This window comes from Shewanella sp. MEBiC00475, assembly GCF_005234075.1.
Lineage (GTDB): Bacteria > Pseudomonadota > Gammaproteobacteria > Enterobacterales > Shewanellaceae > Shewanella > Shewanella polaris.
Genome location: NZ_CP039928.1, coordinates 1,572,718 through 1,594,751, shown reverse-complemented (window position 1 = coordinate 1,594,751; position 22,034 = coordinate 1,572,718). Strand labels below are relative to the sequence as shown.

Sequence of the window (22,034 nt, the reverse complement as noted above, 5' to 3'; positions counted from 1 at the left end):
GACGAAATTGATTTGATCAGATAGCACCATGTGTGTCTACTATTTTGAAATTTAAAAGAATTATCTGGGGATTCCCTAGAGCGAGGCGTTAAGTTGTATTTTGATAACGAGGCTACATGAAGTTAAAACGACTAAAAACATTTCCCGAAGTTGTAATGCTGAGCTCTCGCCTTGAAAGTGGTTTTGAACAAAAGGTATTGGATGCTGCGTTGCGCAATTACTGTTCCATGGGGAACCCTATACGGTTCAATAACTTCGCCTTTGTAATCCGGGAACTATTGACTCGAGTTACTGACCGACTTGCTCCTGTCGATGATGTTAAGTTAGCTAGTTGGCATGAACGTGCTTCTGAACTCCATGACGTTAATCGAAGACAACAACTAAAATACTGTACTCAGAGTTACTTTCCCGATGCCACTGTACCTGAATGGATTACGGAAGAAACAAAAGTAGTGACAAAAGAGTATTTAGCTTTATATCAAAAGCTAAATAAATACACCCATATAAATGAACATGCAATGGGCGCAAATCCAACAGAAGCGCTCGCTTTCCTCAAAGATTTACTTTCTTCATTTACCAGTATTATAGATACCATTTATGGCATCAAAGAACACGTGATTGAAGCTATTGAAGAGGAGGTTCATGATATCGTATTTAATAAATTAGCATTTGAGTCTCATGAAGCTCTAATCGAATTGTCATCACAAACTGTTGTAGAACTCGTAAATGTGGATAATTATAAAATTGAACAAGTAAAACCTGAAGAGGTTATCTTCATTGGTTATGGTGACGTTGAATGTACGTTAAATTATGGATCAAAGCATGATCCGTTTTCTATGAATCAGAGTGTACCTTTTACTTTTAAATTAATCGCTCCAATCGATGAAGTGACTAAGCTAGATTTCTATGAACAAGGAATGTACTTGGACAATAGTTCATTCTACGAATAGCAACTGAACAAGTACATTAAACTGAACAAAAACAGTTGGCTATTTAAGTGTACTGTATTTCATTTTATTGCAGTGCTTATACTGACTTGACACAGATAGATGTGTTTTCGTTGTAAACTGATAAAAATATGACTAAATATAACTGGGAATGCAGTAAATACTATATATTCTAAGCTTTATGTCATGATTACATGCAGAACGAGTTAATAAAACGCTACACTGTCCGCATTACGTGGGCAGTGGTTAATTTTTCGAAGTAATAATATTTGGTGAAGTACGTATTTTATACTTCACCAAGCATTATTTAATCAACGATAGTAATTGTCACAGAACCAATCAGAATCATACAAGCCTGATATAAAGACGTAATCAATATTAATAGGCCAGTAAGTTTTAAGTTTTAATGGAGAAACGAATGCTTTTTGTCTCTCTCCCTCTAAAAACAATCTTAGGTTAGCCGAACCATTATTAACAAAAGTTTCACGAAGTCCATCTTCCAATTCATCAAATAGTACAGACATATGACGTTTAAACACTCCTTCTAGTTTATATGCTGCTAAATGATTTTTTACCATTTGTTTTTCTGACGGGCTAAGTAAGTCGTCATAAGTAATTTTATATTTTAATGGCTTACGTTTTTCTATCATAACCTTTAACCAATTCTTCTTGAAAAGATGAGTGTTATAATAAGGGTGCGGTAAGTTTTCTATATTACTTCTTGGGCTGACGTTACTTTTAGCTCTATTGCAGTCACCACATGTCGGAACAAGATTCCATGGAAGCACAAAAAAGTTAGGATAGATAGAAGAGGGTAAAAAATGATCTTTAGTTGCTCTGTCTGTAGCATAGCCTTTTTGACAACCAACACAATATAGGCTCTGTTCAAATATTAATTTTTTGACACCACTTTCTTTTACATACGTGTCATATAATATCTTTAGACTCTTTATACTATCATCGTCGATAGTAGATATTTTTCCACTAACCTTATGAAAATCACCCTTAGTAGCGAGTTTTTTATATATTTCTGTGTCATTAAGTAGAGCTGATTTAATCCTATTAATGTTCTTTTTATGCTTTTTTGAAACTCCTTTTTTTGCCAAATAGAATTCAATTACAACATCAGGTTTTAAAGAGTGAATATTCTTAAACATCGTCACTCCCGTAAAGTAGACCCCATGCTAATGTTGTAGCTTCTGAACCTATTTGATTATAAGTGGAGATATTTTTTTTCGTTATTTTTTTATTCTCAACAAGCTCGCTGATTGTGTTATGAAACCCAACATTTTGATAGCCAAATGCAGTTCTAGTTAGTTTTGATACATTTTGACCGTAAGTCACTACATTTGGACGAGTATAAGTGACATTATCATCTAATCGCCTTAGTACTAAAACGTTTTCTGTAAGTATTTCTTGAAGGATAATTGGAGAATGTGTCGCAAATATCAATAAACCATTATACGTATCACATATTATTTGAAGTGATTGAAGAAATGCGCCCAATAGAGGTGGATGTAAATGTGTTTCAGGCTCATCAAATAATGTCACAACTCCTTGATGTAAACTATCCATTAATAATACAAGCGTATGTAGTACAATCCGATGACCAGAACTTAGTTCACTATACATTTTGACAATTTTTGATAGATTTTCAATATTCTCAAAAAAGTAATCTATATGTTCACCTAAATAGTCAACATTTTCTAATGGCTTTAGCACCATTTTTATATAATTTAATTTCTTACCATTAATTAAGTTTTTTAATGAACTATTAAACTCTTTACTTAATAATTCAGGGCTTTTAAATCCGCCTTCACCATTATGTAATCCTAAGTAGTCAAATTTATACTTGTCATTAATATCAGGAATGTTGTTGTCGAAAGCTGAGAAGCTGATAAAAAGCACCTTCTCTATGTAATCAATTTTTATTCCATCGTCAATATCCTCCGTATTGATGTCACTTAGAATCTTACAGTCGAAGTCATCATCTACTATTTTTTTTGCAATTTCTTTTAGATAAGTAGTCTTACCTACTCCATTATTACCTATTACAGCATGAATGTTAGAATTTTTAAATGGTAGATTATGATTAATTTTAAAACTAACAGAGGGGGTATTATTAATAGTTAAGCAATAATCGAGTTTTCCTTTTTCACCTTTAAATACCATTTGGTAACTAATAACATCTAAATTAGTTACGTTTCTTAGCAAAGAATAATCCAGTGCTTGTGATGATTTATTCTCAATCCAGACTTCTCTATTAAAAGCGATATCCTTGAGCATTGCCAAAAGCCTTTTACCGCCTTCATTTGGCAACTCTCTTAAAGTTGAATAATATGATTCATCTTGACCCAGAGAAAAATATTTTTTTGATATGTCTTTAATATAACCATTCAAAAAAGGGCGTTCGTGGTGCTTAAGGTCTGACGTAGCAATCTTTACAGTACCAATTTCTAAAAGTTCTTTTTCTTTATCAATGTAAAATAACTGGTACGTTGTCTGATAAGAATAATCGTCCCAAGAATTATTTCTGAGGAAAAATGACTCATTAAGCCTATCTATTTTTGCTGGAGCAACATCGCCAACATATACATTTAAACCTTTCATCCAGAATCCTATCTTTTATCAGTCCTATCCACAAAAGAACTGCAATGTGTAGGGTAGCTATGAGTTGTAGCCAGCATTGGCATGAGAAATAAGCTTAAAACATTATAAATTAACAAGTTAAGCTTGAAGTTGTTCTTTGTCAATATTGCGTAGCAAAAACATGTTTTCTTAAAATCGACATTGGGTATTAGTCTTATGGCAGCTTGCTATTATTTGCTAAAGATGACTGGCCCATAGCAAGAATATTAACGGTTTACTGTGAGAGATGCTTATATGGGGAAGGCTCAACTTCAATGAAATGCTTAGCCCAATGGTATTAAGCAGGTTAGGCTTAGATTTTCATGCGCAGCAAAATCTAGATTTACGTCCCACGGAAAAGGTGACGACAATAGTCATGCATAATGACGCACTGCATCAACAAGAGGCCACTTGGGGCATAAAGCCTGAATGGTTTAAGAGGATGTTAGTCAATGCTCAAGCCGAGACTGTTGCCATCAAAAAACCTTTACCTCACCTTTGCTTATAATCGATGTCCAGTGCCTTGTTCTGGTTGGTTTGAATGGAGAGATGAAGGCGGCGCTAAGAAGCAAAAGTACCTGTTTAGTAATGAAGATAATGAACCGCTGTATATGGCAGGTATTCTTTATTCCAGTGATAATGCTATGCACCTTACAACTGCACCGACGAATAAATGAAGTCTTTACCACCATTGAATGTCTTTGCTGATAGGTGCTAGCTATATCCATTATTGGTTTCAGTCTGAACCGAACCAGCTAGAAAGTCTGTTGTTCAATAATCCCGATAACAAAATTAAAAACTTAGCTGTATAGCTAGTGCTTGAGAAAGTTTGCTCATTATCGCTGTAGCATTCTTCAAAATTTGATTGAATCACTGTGCTTATGCTGACTCTTCTCAGATTTGTGCTTTGTAGCTGTAAATTGATGGAATGTGACTATTTATGCAGTAATGTGTGCATAAACTGTATTTTGTGTCTATCTATCACAATTACGCGCAGAACACGTAAAGTAAGCGCTAAAACACGCTAAAAGTGCACTTTAATACATATTAAAGTGCAAATCTTTCTTCGAATCAGCAATGTACAATCTAATCCGTATGATTTCTATCTCGCAGACCAATTTTTGTTGTCCACAGCAATTTTGTGGATTTTTTAGTTGCCATATTCATCTCGATAAGTCATTTTACTGATTCATAGTGTGGTTTGTGGAAGTGTTAGAACTGCTCTAAAAACGATAGTTTTCATTCGCACTAGCCGCTAGTTAGAGAACAGATACTCGTTTAAATAGTAAATGGGTGAATAATTAATCTGAACATTACAAAAAGGATGTTATTTCATGTTTAGAAACTATATATTTTTAATCATGTTTTTAGTTACTGGAACAGTAAATGCTTCACAAGACTTGTCCCTTACCTCTGAGTTCAATAAAAATGTTTTACTATCAGAATCTGGGGATACGTCAGCCATGGTTGAAGTTGCAAAAGCTTACAGTAATGGGTTAGGTACTAAAGAAAATTATGGTAAAACTATTCAATACATACAAAAATCTGCCGCTATGGGAAATCTTGAAGCAATTCAAATTTTAGCTATGATGTATGAGACTGGGGTTAATGATATTAGTAGCATCTATTCTAAAAATCGATTGTTATTAGAACCTAATAAAGAAACGGTAAAAAAACTAAATAAAAATATTTTTGATAAGTCTTTAGAACAGGCCAGCTCTAGTGTACGGGCTAATATGTTGTTAGGGAATGCTTTTACAACTGGATTTGACGGAGTAGTAACACCTGATCCACTTAAAGCATATTCTTATTTTGAAAAAGCATTCCAGTTAGCAGAGAGTGGCGCCACTCAAAAAGACGAAAAAAGTATGCTAGAACTTATGAAATTATATGAGTATGGTACTGCTGCAACTACGCAAAACGTCGAAAAAGCATATGCTATTCTAAATGAATTGGTTAAGTTAAATAATGTTGAAGCAACAAAATTGTTGATCAAAGTAAATATGAACTTTTGTTGTAGACCTTTATTTAAATACATAAAAAAAGATGAAAGAAATGGAAGTGTCGTACAAAGTTTATTAAAAAATTTGGCATTAAAAGGAGATTATGAAAGTCAGAAAATGTTAGCGGAAAAATATGGTTCTAAGTGTGATGAAAAATGTAACAAGGACGTAATTTATTGGGGGACAATGGCGGTAAATCAGAAACCTGATGATAATACTTACGAAAATCTAGCCGCTTCATATATGGCTATAGATGACTACGATATGGCATTAGCTAGCTATTACAATGCATTATCTATAAGCCCACATCCTAACCATTATAGACAATATAACCAGATTTATTCTTTCACGTATATATTGGCTGGTATAGAAGGTGGAGTTACTGAAAATAATAAACCATTAGTTAATTTTGTCATGCATTTACCTAAAGATGAATTAGCTAGCTTAAAGAAAAAGGTTAAATCAGTTGTTGAGGATGTTAAGTTTCAGAATGAAACTTATAATGACAATAATGAAGGACGACAACGAATTGTTGATTTCTATAGTAGAATAAATAAAGAAGGGTTACTTGAATAGAGTTCAGGGATTGAATAGCAGCAGCGATATCGAAAGTCGATGTTGTTATAAATAATCTCTTTTCGTGTAGTTTAAATAAATGATACAGAATTAACATTATTCGATAATGCGTAAAATCCAGTAATTTAGCGGTGTAACAAACTAAAAGTGCACTTTAATAGTTATTTATATGCACTTTCAAGTGTTTTAGCGCTAAATTAACGAGTGCTCTGCCAAGGGATGAATGCACATCCAAGTGGCTACTCGAATGCCTAAAAAGTCCCTAAAAGTCAGCGTGAAATTACAAATAAAAAACTTATTGGTCGCATCGACAATGTAGGTTAGAAAGCGATAGGCACTAAGGTTATCGTACTATTCGTTCTGATTTAGGTGAAGAACAGTCGGAAAATATGCATTTGTGTTTTTTATGGTGTAGCTCTATGAAAAATGCTAGATTTATATTATTTTATTTTTTACTAAAAGTTAATAACGAGTCTTTTAATGAGTTATGGAATGCTCATTTTATCTATTAATAAGGGATTTTATGTACACAGTAATTATCGTTTCTGAAACTCTAAAAAAGTTTATAGTTTTAAACACTTTTGATAATCCGTCTAATGTTTTAAGAAATGTTAAAGATAATGTCGATGAAGATAATATTGCATTGGTCGAACTTTGCTGCGCATCAGACCTCAGTGCTGTGACTATATTTACTGATACTACAATGCAAACTAGAAATGATAGAACGATTCAAGTAATTAACAATTATGAATCAGATGGTTATGTTTTCATAGGTAAGAACCGGCCAGAACTGACTGTTGTAGAAGACATTAACAAAGATATTTTGGTCATTCGTTATAATGGCACTCATAAGCATGCATATGACCTTTTCATTAACGATAAAGTTAAAATGAAAGAATATATCGTATCTGAAAAACGTTGGACTGAAAACACATCAATGAGTGCAGGTGCCATAATTTATTTTATACTTTGCATTATCCTATTACTTATAAACTTATTTATTGGTGCTGCTTTTGTTTTAATAGGTGTTTTTTATTTTGTAATTTCTACAAAGAAAGGCTCTTTAACTGTTACTTACAATAAACAAGAAACACATAATGACAAAACATGTCCTCAATGTGCTGAAGTAATTAAGCTAGATGCCAAAATATGCCGATTCTGCCGATATGTTTATTAGATTAGCCAGAATTCAGATTATAAGTTCCTTTAAAATAGGGGGATTTTTAGTGGTCAAGTTAAATTGGTCACGATTTTAGAGCCATTCCAATATAAAGGTGGAAGGCCTGAGACTTATAAACACTTTTTTACCATCAGCAGCATAAGTTGAGATTTACATCAGTTCATCACGATAATGTGCAATCTTATCGATTAAGCTCTAAAAGTGCACTTTAATAACTATTAAAGCGCAGATTTTTTCAAATCAGCAATGTGTAGTGTAATTCGTATAGCTTCTATCAAGCAGGCCAATTTTTGTAGACTGCTACAAGTCATCAATATCGACGAATACTGAGATCACATAGATTTTTAGGCAGTATGAGTAAAAAAGAATGTTTGTTGGGATAATGTCGTAGTAGAAAGCTTTTTCGGCAGCTTGAAACAGGAGCTAGTTCACTGGCGCAATTATCGGACGCGATATGTAGCACAACAGGATGTCTGAATTACATCACAATGGGGTACAGCAGCAAACGAATGCATTCATACCTTGATAACCAAAGTCCCAATTAATTTGAGTGTATGGGTAAGCCGTTAAAAGAAGTAGCTTAACGAACTTAACTAGGTTGACCAAGTCAGTACTTAATATCGTAACCATCACCATCACTGATTTTAGAGACCCAAGTGACCTTATCATTGCCATATTCTTTAACTAAAGCATCATGTCAGTTTGGGAGAAGACCAATGCGAAATTCATCAACAAAACGGTGCCGAGAATTGGGCAATGTTAAGCCAACTCTCTTTAAATATGCTCATGGCAGAGTCTTCAAAAGGGAGAATCTGTGCAAAACGCAAACTAGCATGGATGAAACCAACTTTCTTAGAGGCTGTTTTAAAAACGGGATTTAGCGACATGTATAAAAATTAAACACTAATGCGGTTGCCCTGCCCAATGAACAGAGGTATTATCGTTAAAAAGTAAATATGAACTTTACGACATTTTTTCAACCTTATTAAGGTTCCCAATCAATATAAATATTCCTAGCATGTTAAAATTACTCAATGAGGATAATTATGAAATTCAATCAAGTTAAAACAGATGAAGATACGGTTATTACATCGCAAGTTGAATGTATGTTTGGTGATTACCCAGTGCTGTATCAAAAGTGGGTATATGATGGTATTGATGCAGAATCTTTGATTTTTTGTAATGAAGATATAACAATAATTCCACTTAATGATTTAGTTGAAAATATTAGAAAATCACCTTTGGTTAATTACCCCGAGAAAGAAATAACCACATCAATTAATGAGCTATATACATTCGTCAATTTTAATTTTAAAGTTAATTAATACCTACTTATTTGAGGAATACAGACCCAATACAACATTAGATAGTCGCTTATTTAACCAATAACTTGCAGGGCGATAAATTACTGCTAAAGCGTTATTTTTATGATTTTAAATATATGCAACGTATTTTTAAATAATAAGAAAAGTAAAATGAATGAACTGAAAACATTGTTAACTGAGCATCAGAAAACGCATAACCTCACCCGTTACACCTTTATTCAAAAACTAGGTTATAAAAACATAACAAAAGGATTAAGGCCTGTATCTTGATCAGATCTCATAAGCTCTAGTCATCAGCAATCATGTCTTTCGCGACTAGGTAGCCTACAACATGAGACTGTAATGTACTCCAACCTTCCCAAACCGCTGTCCAGCTTGCGATCCCTGTTGGTTTAGTATCTGTGAAACCACCCAGCTTTGCTATTGATTGATACGACCATTTCAGACTCTGTGCTCCTTTATCTTTATGCCCTCTAGGTTTATTAAACCGCATTAGCACCTTCCATTCATCTTCTTCGAGTATCGCGTGTGCCGTGTGCCGAACTGTGATGGCGTTCATTTAGTTTTACTAAATCAGGTTGAACCTTTAGTTAAGTGTAAAGATAAAAAGGGTAAAATGCGTACGTACTACTCTAAAACGTATTGAATGGTGGGGAGGTTCAGCATATAAAGAACCGATAGTACCTATTGTGATTGCCATATTCAGCGAAACTAGTAGTTATAAGTCATTTTTACGTAATTGTGTCTTTTATTTTTAAAAATAATACTCTTTATCTCTTGAGCTTTGAATTGCTCATCACTTTAAAGCTTGGTAAAGTCTTTAAAAATTATTTCTAAGGTCAATTCTTATGGAACAATACATGATTAATGAAGCCAATCGACTAAAGCAACAAGCAGGACAAGAACTTGATGCTGTGTTAACCCTTAAATTTCAGGAGCTTAAGGCGCAAGGTGTTATTAAGGGGTTTTGGGGGAAAAGTAACTTTAATCACACGGGTTTTACCTATAGAAATCAATATAAAACAAATTATATTTTAGAAACTTTAGATGAAAAAATTATTATTATTAATAGCAGCAACTCTTATAGACAAGACAGGGTTAAACAAGATTTGTATGATTTTCAAGGGATAATGGGCCATGCTCAAATATCTGATCGTATTATTGCTTCAATCCTCCTTTATCCAGACGAGCAATTAACTTCTAATACTGCTTTGCTGTTATATCGTAGAAATGTCCAAAATAAAATAGCCTACAGCCCTGCGACACATATTTTAGGATTTAGTGAATTAATTCATTTTCTTGAGAATCATAAGATTTCGGTTGAGTTAGAAAAAGCCCGTGAAGAAGAAGAAGGTACAACAGTTGTTAAAGATGGCAGTTATTATGGCGTGAGAGGAAATACATTTGAGAAGGAAGTTGTCAGAATCCTTAACGACTATGAACAGCTGCGTTTTCTTAAAGTAAATATTTCTTTTGTTGATAATCTATATAAACAAATAATTACTACATTGGCCTCTGACTGTGGATGTTGCATTCAAGATATAATGTCTGTTGAAGCTACAAATACAGTTAAAAAACTAGCTGGTGGTGGTAATGCTAAAACGGATGTAATCATTAAACTAAATACTGTAAAAGGGGTTGTTGTACAAACAATATCCATAAAAAATACAATCCATAGTAGGGTTAGCTGTCATGATTACAAAGCTGATGACTTTATAAGAGTTTTAAATATTTCTGATACTAAGCTTGCAAATTACTTTCATTATTATCAAGAATTTGGTTCTCATAAAAACTTTGTTAATGGCTTACCATCAGGCTATACAGTAGATGAATTTAAAATATTACTTGAACCTTACAAAAGAATTTTTATGGAATGGGTATTAATGGGAGCTCATGATTCTTACAACCTTATTGAACCCGAGAGTCAAATATCAAATTACCTCTTAATTAACAAGTCAGGTGTGACAAGGTTTATCGACTTTCAGTCTTATATTCGAGAGCTTTTTGATAACAGCCATTTTGTCTATGGAGTTCCTCTCAGTTGGACATATCCATCGAAACAATGTGGTTCTAGAATACAGCTGAAATTACCTATTTTAGTATAGATAAGTACTTTAGGAGGCAAGTAGCCTCCTAATTTATTTTATTTAAGATACTTTTCCATTCTTAATAGAGGATATTCTTGATAAAGATTTATCAATTTCATTTGCTATTTCACTTACAACTTTAATAACGACAGAATTACCCATTTGTCGATACATTTGAGTCCTGGAAACCGGTATAATAAAGTTCTCAGGGAAGCCCATAATAGCCTTACATTCATTCTTTGTAAGTAATCTTATTCCAGTTTCACCATCCGTAACAAATGTTCCAGTTAAACGTTGGATTTTGTGGTATGTCGATACTAGAGTTTTTACATACCCTTTTGTTTCCTGGTCAATTAAAGCTGGTCTGCCATCATCTTTTTTAAACAAATATGATTGCTGTAAATGCTTTGAAATAGAGTAACCAGTAATACCTTTTTCAATAAAGTCTCCAATATCCGAGTTTATCATCGGGGGCTCAGGGAATGAAAACTCAACGTCATCTAAAAAAGCGACTAGGTAAAAGCGCTTTCGGTTTTGAGGTACACCAAAATCCTTTGCATTTAACAAAGTGTAATGGCACTTATACCCAATTTTCTCAAGCTCCATTAAGATAATTTTCAGTGTTTGGCCATTATCATGATTTACAAGACCAGCTACGTTTTCAAGAAAAACAACTCTGGTTTTTTTATGTTCTATAATCCTTAGTACTTCATGGAACATAGTTCCTTGCGTTGGATGTTCAAATCCTTCTCTTTTCCCTATATGGCTAAATGGCTGACATGGAAAGCCTCCACAAAGAATATCATGGTCAGGTATCTGTTCTGGTTCTATTTTTGTAATATCACCAAATGGAATGACTCCGTAATTTGTGTAGTAAGTAAATTGTGCATGAGGATCTATTTCCGAAGAAAAAACACACCCACCATCAATTTGTTCAAATGATTTTCGAATTCCACCAATTCCAGCGAACAAATCTATAAATTTATATTTCTTATTTTTACTGAGTGCTTGCTCTTCGTTGTGTGTCTCAATAGCAAGCTCCTCGTGATTTTTTTTAATATCTTTTGGAGTATATTGAGTATAAATCTGTGTCATTTTTAAGCTCTCAGGCTGATAATTCATTTTAATTTTAAACAGCTCCCAGAATGCGGGATGCATCTTTCTTTGGCCAAGTTCCCATTGTTGCCAAGTCCGTTTACTGACATACAAAATATTCGCTGCTTGAGATTGTGTAAGGTTCAACTCTTTTCTAGCTAGAACGATCTCCATCGTGTTCATTATAGCTCTCGTTTTTAATACGGAATTTTATACTCATTGAGTACTTTTAACAACATATCAATTTTACTTCCTGAACTTTGAAATGTCTTTTCTGTTTACTTGAGGGTTTAATTCACAATTAGTCTCTAGCTATGTGCTGACAAGGCTTATTCTTAGAAAAGTAGTTATTTATCATATGATTGTAGATTTTTTTTGGTAGAGGTTGTAATGGCAGCATTTAGCTCATCAGAATCGCTTCGTATCTATTTATAAGCGATCAATAATTAATGCAACAATGATTAGGTCTTATAGTTGCTTGTTGAAATATAAAAGCTCTGGTTGTACGATTAAGTAGTTTTTGGGGACTAACTTCATCATTAGCCCATGAATGGTATAGGTAGCTTTGTGCTATTTAAGAGCGAATGTTACTTATACTCCATTGCTTCATATCTATAAATCATCGAATATCGGTTTGACGATCTTAACTTGGACATAAAATAGTGAATCTCAATCATGCGACTGCTTTAACGCTGAAAAAAATACGTAATGAAGCTGGATTAAGCCAAGAACAATTGGCTAGAAAGTCTAGTATTGATCGTACTTATATTTCAGGAGTAGAGCGTTCTGTTCGCAACATAACCCTTGATTCACTTGAAGGGTTGATTGATGCGTTGGGTGTTACACCAGAAGAATTTATTCGTAGGCTGCATATTGAGCTAGTTAATAATGAATCTAGTTGATTAGTGTGATTCGTTTTCTAAGGCATTGATAGCGTTGTGGGCAGTATCAATTGCCATTTTAATATCAAACTCTAAGCCTGAGTCTAGGCATTCATCATTCTTGCTGATTGACCAGCTAAAACCTTCGTTGTATTTGTCTGGATTGGGTTCAACATATATTTCATAACCTTTATATTCATCTTCAAAAGGTAGAGAGGTACTTGTGTCGTTATCCATGATGTCATCCTTAGGGTTTAGTGTGCAGAGGCTAATTTTTTTAGATACGCCGCTAGTTCAGAAGGGCTTTCTGTTGTAAACACGACTTCACTTTCTTCACCTGTGTTTATTTCTGGTTCACTATCGGTGCCTTCGTTTATAGCTGTCATCACAAGATAACGTTCTTCTGATTGCTCGCGGTCATCAGGAGTTTCATAGTCTACCCACAGGACAAGGTGCTGAATACCCACTTTAAAGAAAAAGCTAGGACTCATATCGTTGTGCCAGCTTTTGTCTGTTAGCCAAGGGTAGTCTGCCAAATTAAACCCTAAATTAAAGCTTTCACCAAACTCGCGTTTATATAGTGCCATTTTAAACTCCTGAACGTAGTTACACATCTTATCATTGGTGTATAGAAGACGAGAAGTGTTCAATTTGATTTGGATACAGCAGTAGGCCCATAGTTGATTTCTCGTTTGGTATAGTGCTTCCAATTAAAATGAGTAAAGATAAAACTAAGGTTGCTATGCAAATTTATTAGTCACATAATTTATATTACAGGTTATGGGATAAACCTAACGAAAGCTCAATTAACTGTTGTTTACTCGTTTCAGAAAGGGATATTCATGAAGTTTAAATATAAAATAGTTACAACTCTTTTTCTTTTTATGGTTCAAGGGTACACAGTCGCATCAGTGTACAAATGTGATATTGGCGGTGTTACAAACTATTCACAAACACCTTGTGAAAATGATAATGAATCAATAGGGTTGTACCAACCAAGTCAACCTAGCATGACATTCAAGTCTTTAGATAGTTCAGGACCAATCATTGAAGATGAAAAAAAGCCTGTTAACACAATGGACGCTGGAGATGCTATTTCCGTTAGACAGGGACAGTGCAATCGTGATTCGTACAGTGGTGTAATTAAAAATATTAGTTCGTATTCAACTTATACAGCGACCATTGAAGTTAAGTTTAAATATTATAAAAAAGGTATGAAAAAAAAAGATTGGGATAAAAAAAAGAAATCTTTTAAACTTAAGCCGGGACAATCTAGTAACTTTGTTATTAAGGGAAGACCCGCACCGACGTCATATAAAATTCAATGTGAAATATCTCGTTCAGTTAAATTTATTGATAGCACCGTTACTAAGTAAAAAGTATTTACAGATTTAGGGGCCGATCAACTAGCTTTAAGTGCTGATATTGACCGCAGTTATATTGTCCTTGTAGAGCAAGCTGAAACGAGAATCACGCTTGATTTGTTGTACAAAATTACTGAGACGCCCTACTGTGAGCTTAAATACAGCCATGCTGCTTATAGTTAGCTTGCCATTCTTTAAATAGTTCAGAAAGCCTTGCTTCATTTTGTTTCATACCAGAGGTCTTTTTGACTTTTGCTTTGGGAGCATTTTTACCTAAGTCTACGCCTGAGAGTTCTTTACTGTACATTTTAGGTGTGACATGGCTGTAGTGCTGTTCAATCATGGCAATGCTGGTACCACACTGTTTTGCTAAAACCTCCATGCTGACGTTACCTGACATCAGTTGCCATGTGATGTAAGTATGGCGTAATGAGTAAAGCGTTCTTACTCCCTGTGGTGACGATTTTAATTTAGCTTCAGATATCGCCTTATCAAAGGTTCTACTGAGTTCATTCGTGGTTGACCCATCTGCTAATCGAAATAGTTTATCCGAGGGCTTTCTATCAGGGAACCGCTCTCGTAATTCTTGGACACTTGAAAAAATTTCATCGCGGCAGACAACCTCCCTAGTACCTGTATGCTTGACCGTTTTCCCCTTGGTGACTGTTATATAGAAAATGACGTTATGCTCATTGGTATCTATATGAATATCACCCCATGTTAGGCCTTCCATCTCCGTGCCGGGGCGAATGCCTGTGTTAACTGCAAACTCCATATAATCCTTGAGTAGCTCACGAATCAGGCGAGTTTTTTTCTTACTGCTGTTTTGCTCTAGTTGGTAGACTGCATCAAATGCTTTATCGTATTCCTCTGGTGAGAAATGTGCTCGCCGCTGTGACTCCGCGCCTTTTGTAGACAGCGAAGGCACTTGAGCGGCTAACATCCATTTATTTTCAACTGCTTCTTTGAATACTAATTGCATGGCGGCATTGTGATTAAGCAGTGTCGATTTAGCAGGGACTCGTTTAAATTGCTCAACACGCCATTTATTAAATTCACGTAACTTTTCAGCATCAATAGAAGTAATGTAAGTGCGGTCGAAAAAAGGAATGTGGTACTTATGCAATAACTGAATATAGGTCTTGTCGTTAAGTGTTCCAGTTCCATTATCGAGAGCCTCTTGCATGGTACTAATCACTTTTTCAGCCACATCGCGAAAGCGTTTTGAACTAACCAAAATATTGCGGTCTGCCATAAATTGGTATTCCATTTGAAGTCGATAGGCCATGCCTATAGCCTTTTCTTTTTCTGTTTGTTTGGTGGCTTTGGCGTGCCATTTATCAATCACTTTGATACGGGCATACCAACGCTTACTGTTGTCTTGTTTATAGATATATAATTCGTCGGAAATATTGTGTCTTTCGACCTGTTTGCTCATAGTTTTTGTCTGTAGTTTTTGCAAAGAATTTGCAAAGTAGTATATTAGTGATGCCTAATATATGTTAGGTGATTGATAAATAATAGCAAAAAAAATCAATTTTAGTAATATATAAGACGCGCTTTATTCAAAATCCGTTGACGAAAGTCGTGTCGGTTCAAGTCCGACCACCGGTACCATTATTTGAAAGCCCTGTTCTTAATTGAACAGGGTTTTTTTATGTCTCTAATTTATTGATTCTGTGTCTACTAGCTTTATCAATACGATCTCAACCTATCATTATAGGCCGCCATAAGATTAATCAATTAACAGAAAATGGCTGACCTCAAACTACAACGAGTTAAAATCTTTGTCTACTGCGCGTTGTGTTCTAGCTACGATGCAAACGGGTAATAGTTTCAAGTAAGCCGATCTTATATCAATTCCATTAATTAGGTGTTCAATCAGAGTTACTCAGGTATTTCAGTTTGCGGCACATTGTTGCAAGAATGGTTGTTCCCTTGTAAAACAATGCAACAACGAAATGGTAAGCCTGAGTCGCTCCCGAAGGGCGGGTTTCTGCAGTATTCTAGGATGCTTAACATTATTTTGACGTACGACTGCATGGTCTATTTTTTCCATAAAAAGTAAGACATTCTCATCATCTATGGCAGTCAGATGCAGGAGATAAAGCAACGCAGGAGCTGTGTCGAGAACAACTATGCCTACAATCTTATTATTTGCCTAGAAGGCGCAGAACTCCCGCTGAATGACCAGTTAATTATTGGCATTGGTATCACATACTATATTGGCAATTTATGTGTGAAGTGATTTTAGGCAACACAATTTATAAAACCTATATTGGTAAACACACCTTTAAAATAAAAGTTCATAATAATTGCTTAGGGGATCATTGCAGTTTCAGCATGTGCAGAGTGGCGACTCTGTCAGCGTTTGTGTCATTCAAAATATGATTTGTTTGATGTGTAGACTAGATTCATATTATGTAAACAAAGTTTAATGTAATTCTTAATATTATATGTTTTAAATAAATTTATATTTATCAACCCATTAATATTATTTGGGGGTGGTGTAATGTATTACATACCGTTTTCACACTTATACAGTATTGCGATTGTATAAGTGAGGAATTAGGTTTATCTGTATTAGTCATGTTTTGACGCTTATAAGAAGGAGTTTCCATGCAAACGCAATTTAATGTGCAAATTGGTTCTTTTCGTAAAATCAATAAAATCCCTAATGCTTGGTCAAATGAAGATTACCTTCAGTTGATGGCAATTATGGGCTTAGATGATGGTTTAGAAGGCATGGATGCTGCTGAGCTTAGAGAGATGTGCATGATGTCCCTTAATGATTTAGAGGTAAATGAAGCTGCTAAAATCGTTTTGACTCATTTATTTACTGAATTAACAGAGGGTAAAATTGATCAAGTAAGTAACGATATGGTTGGAGATAGGTTATGGGAAGAATATTCTGATTGCCTACTTCATGAAGGTTTTTTTAGCGCTTATGCATTATTGAGAGAAGCATTTAATGGTGTTTTTGCCGAGCCTACCGGTGTTGAATTTACGGTTAATGTAACTGCAACAGATGCAGATGATTTAACTATTTTTGACAAGTCATTGCATGCATCGATGGTGCGTCTTTTGGCCTCAGGGTTATCTCCAGATGCGTTATTACATCGATTGTATGAAGATCAACTTACAGGTACCCAATTTCCTGAAGCCACAGGGATTTTGTGGCAATTAGAATCAGTATCAAGTGAAGGCTTATCTCGTCAGTTTAAGATGATCAGCTCAGATTTTTGGTTCGGAAAGTTAGCCGATGTAGAGCAATTTGAAGCTTCTGCTCATGCTGATGAGTCAGATGAAAATGAATAACTAACCTGAGCTCGGGTTAACAAACGACTCTCAAACAGTTCTTTGCTTTACTAACTGCGTTATTCTTCACACAAGAAGAGCTTGCAATAGACCCGCTATTAACGCGTCAATTCGCCTTGTTAGTAAAACAAATGACAAATTTGATAGTGGTTAACTTTTAGGTTTATGATCTTTATTACCATATTATTATCTCTTATCTCAAGTTCAGGTTAACTAGTATCATCACGTTTTATACCAATCCTATTAAATATGTGATCTTTCAGCGGGAGTTCAAAGTGCTGTAGGCAAGGCAGATGATTGAAGCGAATAGTGATTCTCGGTAACAAGCTCCTGCGTTACTCTACCTCCAGCATCTGACCGCCATGGATGGTGGGAATGTCTTATTTTTTATGGAAAAAAATAGACCATGCAGTCGTATTTTGAAAGCATCTAACGAAGCATAAAGGACTTTGAAACCCGCTAGAATGGAGTCTCTCAGGTATTCCACTTCTGTGTTGCATCGATTTAAAAGGGAACAGCCATTTCTACATCAATGCGCCTTGAATTGAAAAACCTGAGAGACTCTGAATAGACCAGATATTTAATTAGATTGGTATTATTTATTCAATAAAAAAACCAGCTGATAACAGCTGGTTTTTTAGGTTTAATTTGGGCTTACCAAATTATTAATTACTGATAATTAGTGCTTACGACGACGTAATGCAGCTAATGGCAGTAATAGTGCAGTTAACCAACCCATAGAACCACCAGAAGATTGCTCTTCTTCCTCAGTGATTTTAATAGTTGCTGTACCTGGCTCACTAGTCAGCTCACCGTCAGATGCGGTTACAGTGAAAATTAAGCTGTCATTACCTACCGGTGCAGTAAATAAGATTGATGGACCACCGTTAGTAAAGTTAACGCTCGCACCACCAGTTTGCACCCAATCATAAGTTAGTGCATCACCATCGATATCGTCGCCATTAGCTTTTGCTGTTACCACGAAACCACCAGCACTGCTCATCCCAGAAGGAGAAACAGTTGGAGCATCATTAATGTTATTAACAGTAATTACAACTTCAGTAGGCGTGCTCAAATTACCCTCTTCATCTGTCGATGTATAAGAGAATGTATCTGTGCCAGTGAAGTCTGCTGTTGGTGTATAAGTGAATGCACCATCTGCTGCTAAAGTCAGTTCGCCGTTAGTCACTTCATCAACAAGAACAACAGTATCTAATTGTCCAACAGGAGACACATCGATTAAGCGTTGAGCTTTAGCCGTCATGCCATCACCTGTTACTTGAGTGCGAGCTACTTTTTGGTCTGGTATAGTATCATTATCTAATACATTGCCTTCCATAGAAGTATCTTCATCAAGTGAAGGCGCATCGGCTTGTCCGAAGCTAAAGTCAGTTACCATCGCTTTATAAGCAAGTTCAACACTACCAGCTGTGGTCGATTTCACTTCTACCCAGTCATCATTTGTGACAGAAGTACCTACGCCATTATAGTAACGACTTGTACCAATGTTGCCACCGATGTTTTCTGCGCCAATAGTGACGTAATCTGGCATGTTAGGAATATCGAAGTAATTAAATGTGACTTCTTCTGTATCGCCAGTTTGGAACCACACGCTGAAGCTATATTGATCACCAGATGTGTCGCCATAAAGCTGTGCATCTTTCCATTCAACAACTACCCAACTGGTTGTATCATTTCCTACAACATCAATTGAAACCGATCCGCCGCCAGTATCGGTAGCTGTACCATCACTTAAATCAAAATCTGACCAGAATGGAGCAACAACATTATTTGGGGTTGAGCTATCTGGTAATTCTTGATTATTCCAAGAGCCTGCAGTTGAAGCATTACCAGGAATAACGATACCGTTATCTGACATTGTGATAGCAGTATAAGTTACACCATTGTACTTATAAGCTGGAACTGTAAATACAAATGATGCTTCATCACAACCATCAGCACACACAGGGGTATACATTGTAGCCGCAACACTTGGGTATGAACCTGTTCCACTGGTTGTCACCATTTCAGGTAGGTCCATTGACCCAACCCAAGTGATAACACCAGTATTCTCATCGACACTTAAACCATTTTGCGTTGCACCATTAAGGGCGACAGAAACATCGTCTTTTGATGTGAGCTTTGTGCCTTCTGGTGTTGTTGCAGTTAGAGTGACTGTATTTTCGAACAAAGTATTGTTAACAACAGACTTTATTGTGAACGGGTCAGCAACACTAATATCAGTGTCAGTTGTAAAGGTAGAGATTAATGATGAATCACTTGACTCTTTAGCTAATACAGCCAATGGAAGGTGTGCATTTTGCTTGCCTTCAGTGCTGGATAGCATGACATTACCAAAGATCCAATCACCATATTCACTAAAGGTAGAATCCACAGTGACTGTAAATGTTGCAGATGCACCCGCTTCTAATTCAAGTGTTGACGGTGAAATCATTAGGCCTGCAGCATCAGAACTTGCAGAAAGTGCCCAAGAAGATGCTTCATCACTTTTGTTGTAAACGGTACGAGTAAAGGTACAAACACCTACACAAGAGTCAGCAGCAATAGAAGGCTTGTCAAATGTTAACACTGCTTTTGCTGCAGCATCTAGATCCATTCGACCCGCACCCATAGCAAAAGGTGTCGCTGGTGTTGATGAGTCGTCATCTAAAATGCCATCCATTGTAGACGTTGATGTTAGAGCTGTTTTAATATCAATTGCTGACCATTCAGGATGTAACTGGCTTAACAACGCGGCTGCACCTGCTACATGTGGGCTAGCCATACTAGTACCAGAGATCATACTAAAGTCTTCACCACCATCATCAGGTGAAAAAGCTGATAAAATGTTAGTTCCTGGAGCCGCTAAATCAGGCTTAAGGATATTTTCATTACCATTTGGACCACGAGAACTAGATTCATTGATAGAATCAGCAAGGCCACTGGCCATAATACGTTTAATATCAGCGCCAATAGTCCCCTGTGTTGCAGTGTCTCCCATTGAATCCATTATTGCCATGCCGTCATCTTGCGAAATCATAACAGAAGGGAATGTAACGCCTGGCACTGACATGGTGATAGGTGCGCCAGCGCGGTTGTTATAAACAACAACTGCAGTTGCACCAGCATCTTCAGCGTTAGTCACTTTGTCGCTAAAGTTACAAGAACCACGTGAAATTAATGCGATACCATCTTTAAATGAATCAGCAGCAAATGCATCACAACCTTCAACGTTTTCAGCGTCAATGCTAAGTGCTGAAATAACGGTTCCAGATATGTCCATGTCAATGACGGTATCTGATCCTGGAATCGCTAATAAATCGTCGCCACCAGTATTGAAACTGTTGGCAAAGTAACGGCCAGTAGTACTGTTAGCCACTGTAATACCAGACTCAATACAACCAGGGCAACCTACTGTTTTAGCCGCATTACCATCATTACCTGCCGCACTTACAACGACAATACCAGCCGCTTCAGCTGCTTCAAACATTGTTTTGTATGGACTGCTCGCTGGATCTGAACCTGCACCGCCGCCCCATGAATTGTTAATAACATCTGCGCCGTCATTAACAGCATGTTCTAATGCTTCCATAAGCATGATGTTAGAACCACTACCGCCTGTACAGTCTTCTGTAGAATAAAGTGCTTTGTAAGCCATTAAATATGCAGCAGGAGCAACACCAGACAAGGTAACGTCAACACCTTCATATGTTGTTTCTACCTGGTTACCAACGGCCGTGCCTGCAACGTGAGTACCGTGACCCCCAAAGCCTAATGGGCTCATGTATTCATCTGGGCAAACTGCGAACGTAGGTTGTGACCAACGTGCAACAATCAATTTATCATTACAAAATGAACTATCTACAGTAGAACAGTAGTCATCTGTAGGCATCATAGCTGTTGGTGCTTCAAAACCGTCGCCTGAAAACATTGGGTTTTCTGGGCGAATACCACCATCAATAACAGCAACACGAATGCCTTTACCAGCGTTTTCCATGCCCTCAACAGCATTCCACATGGCTTCGCTGTTGATTACTTCGAGTGAAGCATCCATGTTAATGTTATACATCGTTTCAGGATATACAGAGATAACCCCTGGAATAGCCATAATTTGTTCAACGGTTAACCCTTGACCAACAATAGTGACACCGTTAAATAAGGTTTTAAATTGGCGTTCAACTTTAGCATTTGAAGCAACCTTTGAAAGTGCATTCGTAAATGCAGCTTGTTCGGCTTTAAGGTGAGAAGCATAACTTTGAACTGGAGCCGATTGAATATCTAATTTACTATTTTTATCTTTTACGGCTGTAGAGCTATAAGTTGAAATGCCACCTTGATATTTTGCAATAGCTGGAGATTCAAGTTCAACAATATAACGTTGAGGAGCTTTAACGTCGTTAATCTTTACAGCAGGTTTTTTATTGTTATCAATAGATAATAACTCAACGCCTGAATGGTTAGAGGTATATTGTGTATTTGCATAAGTCACACTTGAAATTAGTGCTGCCGAAACGGCTATGGCTAGTTTTGTCTTCACAACTTCTTCCTTGTTTTATATATCACTTAAATACATGAGCCAACCGTGTAAAACACGATGAATATTAAGAGATATGTTTATAATATTTACATT

Annotated in this window: 17 protein-coding genes and 2 pseudogenes; 11 read left to right on the top strand and 8 right to left on the bottom strand. The window is 36.0% G+C overall.

Annotation, left to right across the window (positions count from 1 at the left end; genetic code table 11):
• Nucleotides 1–116: 116 nt before the first annotated feature.
• On the top strand, nucleotides 117–950 hold the full coding sequence (locus FCN25_RS06980; RefSeq protein WP_137223244.1) for a hypothetical protein: 834 nt from the start codon (nucleotides 117–119) through the stop codon (nucleotides 948–950).
• A gap of 308 nt (nucleotides 951–1,258) precedes the next feature.
• On the opposite strand, the gene FCN25_RS06975 is transcribed toward FCN25_RS06980, so the two are convergent.
• Both FCN25_RS06975 and FCN25_RS06970 read right to left on the bottom strand, forming a co-directional pair.
• Nucleotides 1,259–2,104: an HNH endonuclease signature motif containing protein gene (locus tag FCN25_RS06975; RefSeq protein ID WP_137223242.1), complete on the bottom strand. Its 846-nt coding sequence runs from the start codon at nucleotides 2,102–2,104 to the stop codon at nucleotides 1,259–1,261.
• Entirely contained in the window at nucleotides 2,097–3,557 is a 1,461-nt protein-coding gene (locus FCN25_RS06970; RefSeq protein WP_137223240.1) for an AAA family ATPase, read from the bottom strand. The genes FCN25_RS06975 and FCN25_RS06970 overlap by 8 nt, the downstream gene beginning before the upstream one ends.
• A 470-nt stretch (nucleotides 3,558–4,027) precedes the next feature.
• On the opposite strand from FCN25_RS06970, the gene FCN25_RS21090 reads away from it, so the two are divergent.
• The 6 genes and pseudogenes from FCN25_RS21090 (at nucleotide 4,028) to FCN25_RS06945 (ending at nucleotide 8,659) form a co-directional block, all read left to right on the top strand.
• Complete coding sequence (locus tag FCN25_RS21090) at nucleotides 4,028–4,252, top strand: SOS response-associated peptidase family protein (protein WP_254693732.1); 225 nt, start codon at nucleotides 4,028–4,030, stop codon at nucleotides 4,250–4,252.
• Between the two features lie 657 nt (nucleotides 4,253–4,909).
• Nucleotides 4,910–6,154 (top strand): tetratricopeptide repeat protein, encoded by a 1,245-nt coding sequence (locus FCN25_RS06960; RefSeq protein ID WP_137223238.1) that lies wholly within the window; start codon nucleotides 4,910–4,912, stop codon nucleotides 6,152–6,154.
• A 523-nt stretch (nucleotides 6,155–6,677) separates the two neighbouring features.
• A complete protein-coding gene (locus FCN25_RS06955; protein ID WP_175405839.1) occupies nucleotides 6,678–7,331 on the top strand; it encodes a zinc ribbon domain-containing protein in 654 nt (217 codons plus the stop codon).
• A gap of 308 nt (nucleotides 7,332–7,639) precedes the next feature.
• Nucleotides 7,640–7,879 (top strand): annotated as a pseudogene (locus FCN25_RS06950) (IS3 family transposase); the annotation flags it as partial.
• 151 nt (nucleotides 7,880–8,030) lie between these two features.
• A pseudogene (locus FCN25_RS21085) lies at nucleotides 8,031–8,234 on the top strand (ISAs1 family transposase); the annotation flags it as partial.
• A 146-nt stretch (nucleotides 8,235–8,380) separates the two neighbouring features.
• Nucleotides 8,381–8,659, top strand: coding sequence for a hypothetical protein (locus FCN25_RS06945; RefSeq protein WP_137223234.1), 279 nt, complete (start codon nucleotides 8,381–8,383; stop codon nucleotides 8,657–8,659).
• A gap of 286 nt (nucleotides 8,660–8,945) precedes the next feature.
• On the opposite strand, the gene FCN25_RS06940 is transcribed toward FCN25_RS06945, so the two are convergent.
• Nucleotides 8,946–9,152, bottom strand: coding sequence for a hypothetical protein (locus tag FCN25_RS06940; RefSeq protein WP_254693731.1), 207 nt, complete (start codon nucleotides 9,150–9,152; stop codon nucleotides 8,946–8,948).
• Between the two features lie 367 nt (nucleotides 9,153–9,519).
• On the opposite strand from FCN25_RS06940, the gene FCN25_RS06935 reads away from it, so the two are divergent.
• Nucleotides 9,520–10,764 (top strand): MspI family type II restriction endonuclease, encoded by a 1,245-nt coding sequence (locus FCN25_RS06935; protein WP_175405837.1) that lies wholly within the window; start codon nucleotides 9,520–9,522, stop codon nucleotides 10,762–10,764.
• Between the two features lie 42 nt (nucleotides 10,765–10,806).
• On the opposite strand, the gene dcm is transcribed toward FCN25_RS06935, so the two are convergent.
• On the bottom strand, nucleotides 10,807–12,024 hold the full coding sequence (dcm, locus tag FCN25_RS06930) for a DNA (cytosine-5-)-methyltransferase (protein WP_137223228.1): 1,218 nt from the start codon (nucleotides 12,022–12,024) through the stop codon (nucleotides 10,807–10,809).
• Nucleotides 12,025–12,503: 479 nt separating this feature from the next.
• Between dcm and FCN25_RS06925 the strand changes: the two genes are divergently transcribed.
• Nucleotides 12,504–12,743 carry a helix-turn-helix domain-containing protein gene (locus FCN25_RS06925; protein WP_137223226.1) on the top strand — a complete coding sequence of 80 codons (240 nt, stop codon included), beginning with the start codon at nucleotides 12,504–12,506 and terminating at the stop codon, nucleotides 12,741–12,743.
• On the opposite strand, the gene FCN25_RS06920 is transcribed toward FCN25_RS06925, so the two are convergent.
• The gene (locus tag FCN25_RS06920) at nucleotides 12,744–12,959 is read right to left on the bottom strand and encodes a hypothetical protein (protein WP_137223224.1); all 216 of its coding nucleotides are present in this window, start codon (nucleotides 12,957–12,959) and stop codon (nucleotides 12,744–12,746) included.
• Nucleotides 12,960–12,976: 17 nt separating this feature from the next.
• Nucleotides 12,977–13,309, bottom strand: a complete 333-nt coding sequence (locus tag FCN25_RS06915; RefSeq protein ID WP_137223222.1) for a hypothetical protein — start codon at nucleotides 13,307–13,309, stop codon at nucleotides 12,977–12,979.
• 255 nt (nucleotides 13,310–13,564) lie between these two features.
• Between FCN25_RS06915 and FCN25_RS06910 the strand changes: the two genes are divergently transcribed.
• Nucleotides 13,565–14,098 carry a hypothetical protein gene (locus FCN25_RS06910; protein ID WP_137223220.1) on the top strand — a complete coding sequence of 178 codons (534 nt, stop codon included), beginning with the start codon at nucleotides 13,565–13,567 and terminating at the stop codon, nucleotides 14,096–14,098.
• 142 nt (nucleotides 14,099–14,240) lie between these two features.
• Here FCN25_RS06910 and FCN25_RS06905 read toward each other — a convergent pair whose 3' ends face one another.
• Entirely contained in the window at nucleotides 14,241–15,524 is a 1,284-nt protein-coding gene (locus tag FCN25_RS06905; RefSeq protein ID WP_137223218.1) for a site-specific integrase, read from the bottom strand.
• A 1,181-nt stretch (nucleotides 15,525–16,705) separates the two neighbouring features.
• On the opposite strand from FCN25_RS06905, the gene FCN25_RS06900 reads away from it, so the two are divergent.
• Nucleotides 16,706–17,404, top strand: a complete 699-nt coding sequence (locus FCN25_RS06900; protein ID WP_137223216.1) for a hypothetical protein — start codon at nucleotides 16,706–16,708, stop codon at nucleotides 17,402–17,404.
• A 679-nt stretch (nucleotides 17,405–18,083) separates the two neighbouring features.
• Here the strand turns inward: FCN25_RS06900 and FCN25_RS06895 are convergent.
• A complete protein-coding gene (locus FCN25_RS06895; RefSeq protein WP_137223214.1) occupies nucleotides 18,084–21,941 on the bottom strand; it encodes a S8 family serine peptidase in 3,858 nt (1,285 codons plus the stop codon).
• Nucleotides 21,942–22,034 lie beyond the last annotated feature (93 nt).

Bases quoted from the DNA above. Each gene is read 5' to 3' on its own strand.
- FCN25_RS06975 (WP_137223242.1), bottom strand. From the start codon at position 2,104: ATGTTTAAGAATATTCACTCTTTAAAACCTGATGTTGTAATTGAATTC.
- FCN25_RS06980 (WP_137223244.1), top strand. From the start codon at position 117: ATGAAGTTAAAACGACTAAAAACATTTCCCGAAGTTGTAATGCTGAGC.
- dcm (WP_137223228.1), bottom strand. From the start codon at position 12,024: ATGAACACGATGGAGATCGTTCTAGCTAGAAAAGAGTTGAACCTTACA.
- FCN25_RS06960 (WP_137223238.1), top strand. From the start codon at position 4,910: ATGTTTAGAAACTATATATTTTTAATCATGTTTTTAGTTACTGGAACA.
- FCN25_RS06915 (WP_137223222.1), bottom strand. From the start codon at position 13,309: ATGGCACTATATAAACGCGAGTTTGGTGAAAGCTTTAATTTAGGGTTT.
- FCN25_RS06945 (WP_137223234.1), top strand. From the start codon at position 8,381: ATGAAATTCAATCAAGTTAAAACAGATGAAGATACGGTTATTACATCG.
- FCN25_RS21090 (WP_254693732.1), top strand. From the start codon at position 4,028: ATGCTCAAGCCGAGACTGTTGCCATCAAAAAACCTTTACCTCACCTTT.
- FCN25_RS06920 (WP_137223224.1), bottom strand. From the start codon at position 12,959: ATGGATAACGACACAAGTACCTCTCTACCTTTTGAAGATGAATATAAA.
- FCN25_RS06935 (WP_175405837.1), top strand. From the start codon at position 9,520: ATGATTAATGAAGCCAATCGACTAAAGCAACAAGCAGGACAAGAACTT.
- FCN25_RS06910 (WP_137223220.1), top strand. From the start codon at position 13,565: ATGAAGTTTAAATATAAAATAGTTACAACTCTTTTTCTTTTTATGGTT.
- FCN25_RS06940 (WP_254693731.1), bottom strand. From the start codon at position 9,152: ATGCGGTTTAATAAACCTAGAGGGCATAAAGATAAAGGAGCACAGAGT.
- FCN25_RS06955 (WP_175405839.1), top strand. From the start codon at position 6,678: ATGTACACAGTAATTATCGTTTCTGAAACTCTAAAAAAGTTTATAGTT.
- FCN25_RS06905 (WP_137223218.1), bottom strand. From the start codon at position 15,524: ATGAGCAAACAGGTCGAAAGACACAATATTTCCGACGAATTATATATC.
- FCN25_RS06970 (WP_137223240.1), bottom strand. From the start codon at position 3,557: ATGAAAGGTTTAAATGTATATGTTGGCGATGTTGCTCCAGCAAAAATA.
- FCN25_RS06900 (WP_137223216.1), top strand. From the start codon at position 16,706: ATGCAAACGCAATTTAATGTGCAAATTGGTTCTTTTCGTAAAATCAAT.